At 63.1% G+C, this 12,196-nt stretch carries 11 protein-coding genes; 4 read left to right on the top strand and 7 right to left on the bottom strand.

All coding sequences use genetic code 11. The features are described 5' to 3' along the window. Positions 1-15: 15 nt before the first annotated feature. Positions 16-744, bottom strand: coding sequence for a FadR/GntR family transcriptional regulator (locus ACVMIM_RS27120; protein ID WP_476115633.1), 729 nt, complete (start codon positions 742-744; stop codon positions 16-18). Positions 745-932: 188 nt separating this feature from the next. Here ACVMIM_RS27120 and uxuA point away from each other — a divergent pair, with 188 nt between their 5' ends. Next, complete coding sequence (uxuA, locus tag ACVMIM_RS27115) at positions 933-2,117, top strand: mannonate dehydratase (RefSeq protein ID WP_476115631.1); 1,185 nt, start codon at positions 933-935, stop codon at positions 2,115-2,117. Positions 2,118-2,161: 44 nt separating this feature from the next. Here the strand turns inward: uxuA and pqqE are convergent, their stop codons facing one another. From pqqE to pqqB, 4 genes are read right to left on the bottom strand one after another with little or no spacing between them, the layout of a single operon-like run. Then, positions 2,162-3,304 carry a pyrroloquinoline quinone biosynthesis protein PqqE gene (gene pqqE, locus ACVMIM_RS27110; RefSeq protein WP_476115630.1) on the bottom strand — a complete coding sequence of 381 codons (1,143 nt, stop codon included), beginning with the start codon at positions 3,302-3,304 and terminating at the stop codon, positions 2,162-2,164. Then, positions 3,301-3,597 (bottom strand): pyrroloquinoline quinone biosynthesis peptide chaperone PqqD, encoded by a 297-nt coding sequence (gene pqqD, locus ACVMIM_RS27105; RefSeq protein WP_040996262.1) that lies wholly within the window; start codon positions 3,595-3,597, stop codon positions 3,301-3,303. Before pqqD ends, pqqE begins: the two co-directional genes overlap by 4 nt. After that, positions 3,594-4,352 carry a pyrroloquinoline-quinone synthase PqqC gene (gene pqqC, locus ACVMIM_RS27100; RefSeq protein ID WP_476115628.1) on the bottom strand — a complete coding sequence of 253 codons (759 nt, stop codon included), beginning with the start codon at positions 4,350-4,352 and terminating at the stop codon, positions 3,594-3,596. Before pqqC ends, pqqD begins: the two co-directional genes overlap by 4 nt. Beyond that, positions 4,349-5,287 carry a pyrroloquinoline quinone biosynthesis protein PqqB gene (gene pqqB / locus ACVMIM_RS27095; protein WP_476115627.1) on the bottom strand — a complete coding sequence of 313 codons (939 nt, stop codon included), beginning with the start codon at positions 5,285-5,287 and terminating at the stop codon, positions 4,349-4,351. The genes pqqC and pqqB overlap by 4 nt, the downstream gene beginning before the upstream one ends. Before the next feature lie 758 nt (positions 5,288-6,045). Here pqqB and ACVMIM_RS27090 point away from each other — a divergent pair. The 3 genes from ACVMIM_RS27090 (at position 6,046) to ACVMIM_RS27080 (ending at position 8,796) form a co-directional block, all read left to right on the top strand. Continuing rightward, positions 6,046-7,029, top strand: coding sequence for an ABC transporter substrate-binding protein (locus ACVMIM_RS27090; protein ID WP_476115625.1), 984 nt, complete (start codon positions 6,046-6,048; stop codon positions 7,027-7,029). An 88-nt stretch (positions 7,030-7,117) separates the two neighbouring features. Continuing rightward, entirely contained in the window at positions 7,118-7,921 is an 804-nt protein-coding gene (locus tag ACVMIM_RS27085) for an ABC transporter permease (RefSeq protein WP_476115623.1), read from the top strand. Positions 7,922-8,001: 80 nt separating this feature from the next. Then, positions 8,002-8,796 carry an ABC transporter ATP-binding protein gene (locus ACVMIM_RS27080; protein ID WP_442920197.1) on the top strand — a complete coding sequence of 265 codons (795 nt, stop codon included), beginning with the start codon at positions 8,002-8,004 and terminating at the stop codon, positions 8,794-8,796. Between the two features lie 75 nt (positions 8,797-8,871). Here ACVMIM_RS27080 and ACVMIM_RS27075 read toward each other — a convergent pair whose 3' ends face one another. Continuing rightward, on the bottom strand, positions 8,872-10,491 hold the full coding sequence (locus ACVMIM_RS27075) for a GMC family oxidoreductase (protein ID WP_476115622.1): 1,620 nt from the start codon (positions 10,489-10,491) through the stop codon (positions 8,872-8,874). Further along, positions 10,472-12,193 carry an amidohydrolase gene (locus ACVMIM_RS27070; protein ID WP_476115620.1) on the bottom strand — a complete coding sequence of 574 codons (1,722 nt, stop codon included), beginning with the start codon at positions 12,191-12,193 and terminating at the stop codon, positions 10,472-10,474. Before ACVMIM_RS27070 ends, ACVMIM_RS27075 begins: the two co-directional genes overlap by 20 nt. Positions 12,194-12,196 lie beyond the last annotated feature (3 nt).

The following is a 12,196-nucleotide window of genomic DNA, read 5'->3' as shown; positions in this document are numbered from 1 at the left end:
CTGAAACTCCTTTGGTCACGTCTGGGGAGCCGGTTCTTCCGGCAGGAACCGCAGGGCGAAATCGAGATGGCGGCTCATCAGATAGGCGTAAGCCAGCCTGTCGCGCGCGCGCAGGGCGGCGATGATCTCGCCATGCGCGGCACGGGTGTCGGCCAGCACCGGGCGCATTTCCTTGCCGATGGTCATGATCCGCAGGATCACCGGGGACAGGAAGGAATACATATCCGTCAGCATCCGATTGTCCGCCAGACCGATCAGCGCCATGTGGAAATTGAAGTCGTTCTCAGCAGCTTCCTCGATCGAGCGGCTTTCGATAATCCTGGCGTTGATCGCGTCGAGCGCCTCGATCTGCTCGCTTGTGGCATTGAGCACGATGTGATCGCCGATGCCGACCTCGATGATGCGCCTGAAACCCTGGATGTCGGCGAAGGATGAGCGCGAGACATCCATATGCGCGGCGAAGAAATTCTGGACGGCTATGCTTTGACCGTCGGCCAGCACCGCGCCGACGCGCGGCTTGGGTTCGATCAGCCCATAGGTGCGGATGGTGCGGAGCGCCTCGCGCACCGTGTTGCGGCTGGCGCCGGTGATCTCGCTGAGCTCACGCTCCGTCGGCAGCACGTCGCCGACATTCAGCTGCCGCACGCGGATGAGGTCGAGGATCTGGCCGGCGGCGGTGTCCACTGCGGAGCCGGCGCGGCGGGCGGCGACATTGTCACGTGCAGCCTGAGGATTCTCCGGCATTGACCCTCCCAATTGTTGGACCAACATATAGTATGATTCGAGGAAAACAACCGGCCTTGGGCTTGATGCTGGCGATTTTTCTCGGTTTTACCCAAAGCGGGGCAGCCCCTCACAGGCGCCAATTTTAATTTGACTCCCGCTGTGGTCCAACAATAAGTTGGCGACCTCTCACGGAGGAAAAGCGGCAAATGGAACAAACCTGGCGCTGGTACGGTCCGGACGATCCGGTGACCCTGGATCATGTCAAGCAGGCGGGCGCGACAGGCGTCGTCTCGGCCCTGCACGACATCTATGACGGGCGCGCCTGGCCGCTGGAAAACATCCTCGAGCGCAAGCGCATCATCGAGGCGGCGGGGCTGACTTGGTCGGTGGTCGAGAGCATTCCGGTCCACAACTCGATCAAGATCGGTTCGCCGGAGCGGCTCCGCTATGTCGGCTTCTATAGGGATACGATCCGCGCGCTGGCCAAGGCCGGCATCGCGACGATCTGCTATAATTTCATGCCGGTGGTCGACTGGACCCGCACGGATCTGGCCTACCGCTTGCCGACGACGGGCTATGCACTGCGCTTCGATGCGATCGATTTTGCCGCTTACGACCTGTTTGTATTGAAGCGCAAAAATGCCGAATCCGGCTACATGCCTGCCCGCATCGCCGAGGCGGAAGCACGGTTGAAGCAGCTTAGCGACGAGAAGATCGACAGGATCGAACGCAACCTCATCGCCGGCCTGCCCGCCACCGAGCGCGCCTACAACCGCGACAGCTTTCGCGAGGCCTTGGCCGACTATGATGCGATCGGGCCGCAGGAATTGCGCGACAATCTCGCCTGGTTCCTGCGCGAGATCATTCCGGTGGCCGAGGAAGTCGGGGCGCGCATGTGCATCCACCCCGACGATCCGCCTTTCTCGCTCTACGGCCTGCCGCGCATCGTCTCGACCGCAGAGGATGCGCGCTTCATCCTCAATGCCGTCGACAGTCCGGCGAACGGGCTGACCTTCTGCACCGGCTCCTATGGCACGCGCGCCGACAACGACATTGTCGCCATGGTGAAGGAATTCGCGGCCCGCATCCATTTCGTTCATCTGCGCAACGTCACCATCGAGGAGGACGGCTCGTTTTATGAGGCTGAGCACCTCGAGGGCGGCACGGACATGGCGCATGTCATCCTCGCCCTGATGCGGGAAGAGGCGCGCCGCCGCGAGGAGGGCCGGGCCGACTGGCGCATTCCGATGCGGCCCGATCATGGACACCTTCTGGCCGACGACATCGGCAAGACCAGGATCAATCCCGGCTATTCGCTGATCGGGCGGCTCAAGGGCCTTGCCGAACTGCGGGGCATCATGCGGGCCGTCGAGCGGTTCGGGCTTGCTTGAGGTCGCAGCCGGGAAGCGCGGTTTGCGTAGGGAAAGCTACTTGCTCATCGGCGGGCAGGCTCAGCCGGCGTGTCAGGCCGGGTTGTGGCGCCGATCCGCCGGAAAATGAAGCTTTCATTTCCTTCCGGCGCCGCCTGCGCCAGGGCAGCGTCGGTCAGTATCGCCATTCGATTGTGGATCGGTGACTTGACGCAGGCCGGATCCGTTGCCGCGGCATCGCCGGCAATCGCCATCGCCTGACACCGGCAACCGCCCCAATCGACCTCGCGACGCTCGCAGCTTCGGCACGGCTCCTGCATCCACTCGGTACCGCGAAAGGCGTTGAATGCCGGCGAATCGGCCCAGATCTCGGCGAGGCTGCGGTCTCCAAAGCGCTCGAAGCGGAGCGAGAGAATCGTTTGGGCGGCATGGCACGGCAACACGGTGCCGTCGGGGGCCACCATGAAGGCGTCGCGCGCCCAGCCGCCCATGCATGGCTTGGGATAGATGGCAAAATAATCTGGCGTGACGAAATCGATGGTCATGATGCCGGCGAGCCTTTCGCGCGCCGCCGCGACGATGTCCGCCTGTCGGTTGACCGCCGCCAGGTCGGGCATCAACCTGTCGCGGTTGGCGAGCGCCCAACCGGCATATTGAACATTAGCGATCTCCAGCCGCTCGGCATCCAAGGAGAGGGCGAGGTCGATGAATTCCGGCACTTCCTCGATGTTGTGCCGATGGACCGGCGCATTGATGGTGAGGGGCAGTCCGGCCGCGCGGGCGCGATGCGCCGTCTCCAGCTTCTTCTCGTGGCTGCCCCGGTGGTCGCCGATACGGTCGGTGGTCACCGGGCGGGCCCCCTGGAAGCTCAGTTGCAGGTGGTCGAGACCGGCTTCGGCAAAGGCCTCTATGCGGCCCTCGGCAATGCCGACGCCGGCGGTGATGAGGTTGGTGTAGACGCCGCGCGCCGAAAGCCCGGCGATCAATTGCTCGAGGTCGCGGCGTAGCGTCGGCTCGCCGCCGGAAAGATGCACCTGCAGGACGCCGAGATCGGCGGCCTGCGTGAAGAGATCGAGCCAGGTCTGCGTGTCGAGCTCGTGATTGGCCTTCAGCAGTTCGAGCGGGTTGGAGCAATAAGGGCACTGCAGCGGGCAGCGATGCGTCAATTCCGCCAGCATGCCGATCGGAGGCAGGAGGGGCGCACTCATAGCTTCACCAAAAGCTTGTCCGACCATTCCTGCAGGAAGGCGACGACGTCGGCCGCCACGTCCTGCGGATCCGCGTCATAGTCGGCCGCAAGATCGGCGATGATGCGCTCGACGCTGGACTGCCCGTCGCAGCGGCGCAGTATGTCGAGACTGATCTCGTTCGGCCAGAACACCTTCTCCGGCGAAAGCACGGCAAAGGCCTGCCGCACCGGGTCGTACTGTATGCGCACATGTCTGGGCAGCGATGGCGCCGACCGCAACGACACGATGGCCCTTTCGCGCAGCGCCATCATAGGGCCGCCTCCGGGCGGAAGGCGCCGGGTGGTATGTTTCCCGGCGCGCCATAGGCATGCTGGAGCGCATCGAGCATGGCCCAGAGTACATCGCATTTGAACACCAGCGCATCGATCGCCTGCTGCTGGCGTTCGGCCGTGTCGGCATGGGCGAGCACATAGGCGAGGGCGAAGTCCGCGTCGCGCGACGCCTGTTCGGGCCGGCGGCTGAAATAGGCCAGCGTGTCCTCGGTGATGTAATCGTATCGGGCCAGCATCGCCGATACCCGCTCGCCGATGATGAGCGGCGAGAACATCTCGGTCAGCGACGATGTGACCGCCTCGAGCAGCGTCCGGTTCGTGCAGAACGACAGGTAGGCGCCGACGGCGAAACGTGTCGCCGGCAGCGCCAGCCTTTCGCTCTTGACGGCTTCGGCATCGAGCCCGAGCGAGGTCGCCAGATGCAGCCAGCGCGCAATGCCGCCGCTCCAGCCGTCCTCGCCGTCATGGTCCTCGATGCGCTTGCGCCAGGCGGCGCGAAACGCCGGATCCTCGGCGCGCGCCAGGATCATGGCGTCCTTGCGCGGAATGACGGCCTGGTAGCAATAGCGGTTCAGCGCCCAGGCCTGCATCTCGGTCTTCGACAGGGCCCCGGCGGTCATCCTGTGATGGAAAGGATGGCGGTTGTGATAGCGCTCGTCGCCGACCCGCCGCAGCACGGCCTCGAGCTCGCTCTTAGACAAGCCGCCTCGGGCCGCATCGTGGAAATCGCTCAAAATTCCATCTCCATGCCATCGGCGGCGACTTCCCAGCCAGCGGCGTTGACCGCCGCGTGTTCGGCGGAATTCTCGTCCAGAACAGGATTGGTGTTGTTGATATGGATGAAGATGCGGCGGCCGATCTTCACATCGGCGAGGCCGGCGATCGAACCCGCTTCTCCGGACATCGCGATGTGCCCCATGCGTGCGCCGGTTTTCTGGCCGACGCGGGCGGTCATCATCTCGTCGTCCGTGTAGACGGTGCCGTCGAACAGAAGGCAGGCGGCATCGGCCAGGCGCATGCGCAGCGCGGCATCGATGCGTGCGCAGCCCGGAACGTAGAAAACGGCGCCGCGACCGTCGGCCCCGCTGATACGGACACCGATCGTGTCGCCCGTGTCGGAGCTGAAATTGGCGCCGGGATCGCCTCCCTGCTCAAGATAGAGCGCGACCTTGCCTGGCACAGGAAAGGGCTCGACCGCCACGCCGGTCGGGTGGCCGTCCGCGCCGCAGACCGCCATTTCCTGCGTCGGCGCCAGCAGGCGCCGAGGCACGATCGCCGGATCGAGAACATTGAAGATTGAATTGGCCTCCAGCGTCGCCAGCACCTGCGCCGTTGCATAGATCGCGAAAGGCTGTCGTTCACGCAGGCTGAGCAGGCCGGCGACATGGTCCACGTCGGCATTGGTCAGCACCACCGCGCGGATCGGTGTCGAGCGCAGCGGCGCATCGGCCGCGGGCTGCAGCTCGGGCGTTTGCGCAATCTGCTGACGGATGTCGGGCGATGCGTTGAAGAGAACCCAGCCTGTTCCATCCGCCGATGCGGCGATGGACGATTGAGTTCGCGAACGCAGGCCAGGCATGCCGGCGCGAGCTCCGCGGCTCAGGCGGTAATTGCAATTCCATTGCGGAAAGCCGCCTCCCGCTGCCGATCCGATGATCTTCACGCGCATGGCAAACGCCCACTCCGCGGCCCACCCGGCCGGCTTGTCGGCGGCAGACAGCTTCGTATCCTTATTTCCCTCTGATGCGGCGGGGTGCATGCCCCTGCTGCCAGGGACATGCACCCTTGCGGCCTACTTCCTGGGAGGAATTTCAGCAGGCAGATACCGCGAAATTTCGAAGCCCGCAGCAACCTGGCACATGGTCGGTTTCTTCCAGCTCTTCTTCATCGCATTCTCCTCTTCTGCCAGCCCGAAGGGCCAGTCATGTCGTTGGCACCATTGCGGGCGGGTGCAATGGCTCGTCCATCACTTCACAAATGGACAAATGAAACACCGGGTTCTCAAACAACTAAAAGAAACTGTCCGCATCGGAGATCGGTTCCTTCCTCCATCGTCTCGCCCGCTTTTGCCTGGCAAGGCTGTCCAAGCGATTCATGTTGGACAAGCCGTCTACTTGCAAGGATTTCTTGGTCAGCGGGCTGTCCGCGGACATCGCCGTATCTGTCGGCGCCCTCGGAGCCGCAGTCGCTTTGCACCGTCAATTCAAGCGCGTCAGCCAAGCTCGGCTCGCTGCTTCGGTTTCAGCGAAGCAAAAGACAGAAAAAGACTTCTTTTTGCGATCCGGCCCGGATGCTCTCTTGCAGGCCTAGAACACGCTGGGCTCGCCTGGGAGGCGACGCATAACAAGAGAGCGGCTGCCAAAACGCCGCTTGGCATGGGCCGTTGAATGGGGCCGATGCCGGCAACAGCCATGGGGAACTACGACAATGAAGACATTCCGAAACTGCCTGATGACCGCAGCCGCCGCGGGCCTGCTCAGCCTGGGGCTTGCCGCTCCCGCCAATGCCGGCGCCATCCGCCTCGGCATGACGACCTGGGTGGGCTACGGGCCGCTGTTTCTTGCCCGTGATCTCGGCTACTTCAAGGAAGCCGGCGTCGATGTCGATCTGAAGATCATCGAGGAATCAGCGCTTTACATGGCGGCGGTCGCCGGCGGCGACCTGGATGGCGCTGCCTCCACCGTCGACGAGCTGATGAAGTACCGCTCGGACGAGCTCTGCTTCAAATATGTGGTGGCGCTCGACGACAGCCATGGCGGCGACGGGGTCGTCACCCAGCCCGACGTCAAGTCGCTCAAGGATCTGAAGGGCCAGCCCGTCGCGCTGAACGAGGGCTCGGTTTCCGAATTCTGGTTCAACGTGCTCCTGAAGAAGGAAGGCATGACCGAGGACGACGTCAGCGTCACCAACATGACCGCCGATGACGCCGCGACGGCCTTCATCGCTGGCCAGGTTCCGGCCGCGGTGACCTGGGAGCCGCATCTCACCGAAGTGCGCAAGGGCGGCAAGGGCAAAGTGCTGATCGATTCCACGACCACGCCTGGCCTGATCGTCGATGTGATCGCGCTCAAATGCGACCTGATCGAGAAGCACCCCGAGGACGTGAAGGCTCTCATCAAGGGCTATTACAAGGCGGTGGAATACATCAAGACCAATCCGGAGAAGGCCTATGAGATCATGGCCAAGGGTATCGGCGGCTATCTGGAGAAGCCCGAGGATTTCGCGGCCGGGGCCAAAGGCGTGCGCTACTACGATCGCGCCCGCAACCTGGAATTCTTCGGCACTCCGGAGAAGAGCGAAGCGGCCGACCTGGTGAACTTCGCACAGGATATCTGGGGCAAGGCCGGCAAGCTCAAGATGACGATCGACTCGAAGACCATCCTCGACACCGGTTTCATCAAGGAACAGTGAGCCTTCGGATCGCCGGCGTTGGGCCATCCGGGCCAACGCCGTTTTTTCGAAGCCAGGTTTTCGCGTTTAGGTTCTACGGAGGCCATCCATGGCACAGAGGCGGACGGCGTGGACGCGCCTGACGACCCCATTCGCCAACATCCCCGCCGGCACGGCAACCACGCTTGCACTGGCGATGTGGGTGGTCGTGATCGGCGGCTGGGCTTTGCTGTCCTACGGCCGCGTCGTGCCGAACATGTTCCTGCCGACGCCCGGAACGGTGCTCGAGACGACCTATCGCATGTCGCTGGACGGCAGCCTCTTCTACCACACTTTGACAAGCGCCAAGGTGGTGATCCTGGGCTTCATCGTGTCCTCGCTGATCGCGGTGCCGCTGGGGCTGTGGATGGGCACCTATCGGGCGGTGCAGGCGCCGCTCGAGCCGCTGGTCAATTTCATCCGCTACTTGCCGGTGACTTCCTTCGTGCCGCTGTTCATCCTGTGGATCGGCATCGGCATCGAGCAGCGCATAGCGGTCATCTTCTTCGGCACGTTCTTCCAGCAGCTGGTGATGATCTCCGACTGCGCGCGCAGCGTCTCCAGGGACCTGGTCAACGCCTCCTACACTTTGGGCACCAAGCGCTCAGAAGCGGTGTGGCACGTTATCTTCCCTGCAGCGCTTCCCGCGATCCTCGACACGCTTCGCGTCACCATGGGCTGGGCCTGGACCTATCTGGTCGTGGCCGAGCTCGTCGCCGCGTCGAGCGGCCTCGGCTATATCAGCCTCAAGGCGATGCGCGGCTTCCAGGTCGACGTGATCTTCATGGCCATCGCCGCGATCGGGCTTCTCGGCCTGATCACCGACACGGCATTCCGCATTCTCCGGGCAAGGGTCGCGCCATGGGCACCTTGATCTTGAACGCATCCTCGCAAACCGCAGCCGGACCAAGGGTAGTGATGACCGAAACCGTCAAGGCGAACAATTTGGGCGGCATGGCCTCTGCCAATGCGCGTGCGGCCGGGACCACGATGGCCATTGAGGACGTGACGCTGCGCTATGGTGACGTCAATGGCGTGCTGGCGCTGGACGATGTGTCGCTGAAGGTGGCCAAGAATGAATTCTGCGTCATCGTCGGCCCTTCGGGATGCGGCAAATCCAGCCTGCTCTATCTCGCCGCCGGCCTCAACGACGCGACCTCGGGCAGCATCAAGGTCGATGGCAGGGAAGTGATCGAGCCCGGCCCCGACAGGGGCATGGTGTTCCAGAGCTATACCTTGTTTCCCTGGCTAACGGTGCGCGCCAACGTCGAATATGGGCCGAAGCGCAAGGGGCTGCCGGCGGAGCAGCGCAGGCAGATCGTCGACCAGTATCTCAACGAGGTCGGCCTTGCGCCTTTCGCCGACCACTATCCTGCGCAGCTTTCCGGCGGCATGAAGCAGCGCGTGGCGATCGCGCGCGCCCTCGCCAACGACCCGGCCGTCCTTTTGATGGACGAACCCTTCGGCGCGCTCGACAGCCAGACGCGCGGCACCATGCAGAAGCTGCTCCTGCGCGTGTGGGAACGGCAACAGAAAACGGTGCTCTTCGTCACCCACGACATCGACGAGGCGCTGGTTCTGGGCGATCGCGTCCTGGTGATGACGGCGAGGCCCGGCAAGATCAAGGCCGAGATCAAGGTCGATATACCCCGGCCGCGCTCGATGGACGTGATCCTCGAGCCCGACTTCATCGCGCTCAAGCGCCGCATCCTCGGGCTTTTGCACGACGAGATTGACGAGGATCACTGAGAGCAATCTCAGATAGTTGGGGCAGTTCGGCGTGCAAACGCTGAACTGCCCTAGCGTCGAAGGGGTTTAGGTTCCCTACCTTTGACCGTTCTGCCCCGAGCCCAGGATCATCTCCGAAACCTTTTGCCCGATCATCATGCTTGGCGCGTTGGTGTTGCCGCCGATCAGCTTCGGCATGACGGAGGCGTCCGCGACGCGAAGCCCGTCCACGCCGCGCACCTTGAGGGTCGCCGGGTCGACGACCGCCATATCGTCCGTTCCCATCTTGCAGGTTCCGACCGGGTGATAGACGGTCAGCGCCTCGGCGCGCAGATAGGCGAGGATCTCGTCGTCGCTGCAGACATTCTTGCCGGGCAGCATCTCCTTGCCGCGCACCGCGTCGAACTCGGACGAGGCAAGGATCCGGCGCGCGATCTTGATGCCTTCGACCAGCACCATGGCGTCGTCTTCATGCGTGAAGAAGCGGTGGTCGATCAGGACCTCGCGGCGAGCATTGTCGCGCGACAGCCTGATCTCACCCACGCTTTTCGGCCGAAGCACGCAGGTGTGAACAGCGTAGCCGTGGCCGTATTCGATCAGTCGGCCGCGATGGCTGCGATAGCCCGGCACGAAATGGAACTGGATGTCGGGCAGGCCGTTCGCATGCCTGGTCTTCGCAAAGCCGCCGGCTTCGACGTAATTGGTGGTGAGCATGCCCTTGCGGCGCGCGAAATACTGGAAGGGCGCTGCCGTGATGCGGGGCAGATTGGCGATCGACAGGCCGAGCGTCCTGGTGCTCCTGGAGCGCACGGTGATCATGCCGTCGACATGGTCCTGCAGGTTCTTGCCGACGCCGGGCAGGTCGAGCACCGGCGTGATGCCGATCTGCTTGAGTTCGTCTGCCGGACCGATCCCCGACGCCATCAGGATCTTGGGCGAGTTGATGGCGCCGGCCGAAAGCACGATCTCGCGGCTGGCGGAGAGCAGTTTCTGCCGACCCTCATGCCGCACGCGCACGCCTGTCGCGCGGCCCTCGGCGATGACGAGATCGATCACCTCGCATTGGCTGAGCAGCGTCAGGTTCCTGCGACCGAGGACGGGACGCATGAAGGCGCTGAAGCTGCTGAAGCGCTGCCCTCGATCCTGCGTGACGTTGTAGATTCCGACACCGAACTGGCTTTCGGCATTGAAGTCCGTGTTGGCAGGCAGGCCGGCATTTTCACCGGCCCTGACGAACATGCTCGAAAGCACGTTCGGATCGCGCGGATTGTCGACCAAAAGCTCTCCGTCGGTGCCATGATAGCGCGGATCCTGGGCAAGCAGATTGCGCTCCAGCTTTCTGAACACGGGCAGCACGTCGCGATAAGCCCAGCCGGCGCAGCCGAGCCTTGCCCACTCGTCATAATCCTCGGCGGCGCCGCGAATATAGACCATCGAATTGATCGAGCTCGATCCGCCCAGCGCCTTGCCGCGGTTGACCGGAATCCTGCGGTTGTTGAGATGGGGTTGCGGCACGCCGACGAAACAATAATCGTAGTTCGGGTTGCCGTAGAGCGAGAGGATGCCCGCCGGAACCTTGACCCGCAGGCTGTTGTCGCTGCCGCCGGCCTCGACCAGGCACACTCTGACCGATGGATCGGCGCTCAGCCGATTGGCGACCACGCAACCGGCCGAGCCGGCGCCCACGACGATGTAGTCAAATTCCGTCGCTTCCATCCACCCCCCAAGACGCGGTCTCGGCCGCGGGTTCTTCCCAGACCGGTTTGCCGCCGACGATCGTTTTCAGCACTTTGATATCCGCGATCCTGTGCGGCTCGACCTGTAGCGGATCATCGGAAAGGACGACGAAATCGGCGAGCTTCCCCGCCGCCAAACTTCCCTCATCCTTTTCCCGGTGGCCGGCAAAGGCTGCCCCCAGCGTATAGGCGTGGAGCGCCTGCGCGACCGTGATCCTTTGCTGCGGGACCCAGCCTGTTTCCGGCTGGTGGTCCAGGCTTTGGCGCAGCACCGCATTGCGAATGCCAATGAGCGGATTGAGGTCGACGATGGGCCAATCGGTTCCAAACGCGACGGCGCCTCCTGCCTCAAGAATGGAACGAACAGGAAAGGCCCGCGGCAAGGACTCGGAGCCGACACGCACTTCTTCCCACACTCCCTCCATCCCGAGCCACTGGTCGCGTGGATAGATCATCGCGGGTTGGAAACTTGCTATCGCTCCTATCTCGCCAAAACGCTCGATGTCGCGCGCGGTGGGTATTTCGCAATGCTCTACCCGGGGCCGGCACCGCCTTGAGCGTTCCCCGTCCGCGGCATAGGCGTCGAGGGCCATCTCGATGGCGCCCGTTCCGATCGCGTGCGTCCAGACCTGAAATCCTTCCTGCTGCGAACGGCTGACGGCCGCGTTGTAGGCCGCTGCCTTCCACAGGCATGTTCCGGTTTCGCCCGGTTTGTCGGCGTAGCCCTGGGGCATGAAGCCGGTATGGGATTCCAAGACGCCGTCCAGGAAGAATTTGATCACACGTCCGTCGAGAAAGTCAGGGTCGAGGTCATCCCTCCATCCGGACACGCGCGCGATCACCTCGTCGATGTTCGAGTCCGGATTTACAATACTCGACAGACTGAACCGCAGGCTCAGCTCGCCACTCGCAAATATCTCAGCAAGCAAGGGCACCGCTTCGTCATCCATGCCCGCGCTTTGGACCCGCGACAATCCCAAACGGTTTGCTTCCTTGATGGCGGAGAGCAACGCGGATCGCATATCGGATTGCGAGGGTTGGGAGACCAGCGCCTCAAACTTGGACCACGCTTTCTCCTTCAGCCATCCGGTCGGCTCACCGCTCGCATCTCTAACGATTTCGCCACCCTCAGGGTCGGGCGTGCCCCGGCTGATGCCGGCAAGTTCCAGCGCCTTGCTGTTCACCCAGGCGGCGTGCGCCATGCCGGAACGGAAGAAAACCGGACGATCGGCAACGACTTGATCGAGAAGCGATTTGTGGAAGCCGCCTTCGGGGAGATCGGGGTAGCCGTAGCTGAACTCGCTGCCCACGATCCATGCCCGGTCAGGATTGGCATGCGAATAGGCCTTCAAGCGCGTAAGGACGTCGCCAAAGGTCTTCGCTTCGCGCAACCGCACCTCATCAAGATATTTGCTTCCCCAGGCAAAATGGACATGGGCGTCGATGAAAGCCGGCATTGCGAACCGGCCTTGGAGATCGACGATTTCAGCGTCTTTGGATGCTTGCGCCCTGACGGAGGACGAAGACCCGACAGCCACAATGCGGTCGCCGCGAACAAGCATCGCCTCAGCAACGGGGTTCGCAGCATCGACCGTGTATAGCGCGCCGTTTGCGTAAAGGGTGTCTCGCGCCATTTCAATCTCAGCGGTCGTCGCTCTCATGCGGGTGTTGAAAGCAAGCAACCA

Source organism: Mesorhizobium sp. USDA 4413 (assembly GCF_056280365.1).
Note: the sequence above shows the minus strand (reverse complement) of the source record. Positions and strands in the feature narration are given on the sequence as shown.

What these genes read in the sequence shown, in the direction of transcription:
- ACVMIM_RS27120 (WP_476115633.1), bottom strand. Translation starts at nt 744, where the DNA reads ATGCCGGAGAATCCTCAGGCTGCACGTGACAATGTCGCCGCCCGCCGC.
- uxuA (WP_476115631.1), top strand. Translation starts at nt 933, where the DNA reads ATGGAACAAACCTGGCGCTGGTACGGTCCGGACGATCCGGTGACCCTG.
- pqqE (WP_476115630.1), bottom strand. Translation starts at nt 3,304, where the DNA reads ATGAGTGCGCCCCTCCTGCCTCCGATCGGCATGCTGGCGGAATTGACG.
- pqqD (WP_040996262.1), bottom strand. Translation starts at nt 3,597, where the DNA reads ATGATGGCGCTGCGCGAAAGGGCCATCGTGTCGTTGCGGTCGGCGCCA.
- pqqB (WP_476115627.1), bottom strand. Translation starts at nt 5,287, where the DNA reads ATGCGCGTGAAGATCATCGGATCGGCAGCGGGAGGCGGCTTTCCGCAA.
- ACVMIM_RS27090 (WP_476115625.1), top strand. Translation starts at nt 6,046, where the DNA reads ATGAAGACATTCCGAAACTGCCTGATGACCGCAGCCGCCGCGGGCCTG.
- ACVMIM_RS27085 (WP_476115623.1), top strand. Translation starts at nt 7,118, where the DNA reads ATGGCACAGAGGCGGACGGCGTGGACGCGCCTGACGACCCCATTCGCC.
- ACVMIM_RS27080 (WP_442920197.1), top strand. Translation starts at nt 8,002, where the DNA reads ATGGCCTCTGCCAATGCGCGTGCGGCCGGGACCACGATGGCCATTGAG.
- ACVMIM_RS27075 (WP_476115622.1), bottom strand. Translation starts at nt 10,491, where the DNA reads ATGGAAGCGACGGAATTTGACTACATCGTCGTGGGCGCCGGCTCGGCC.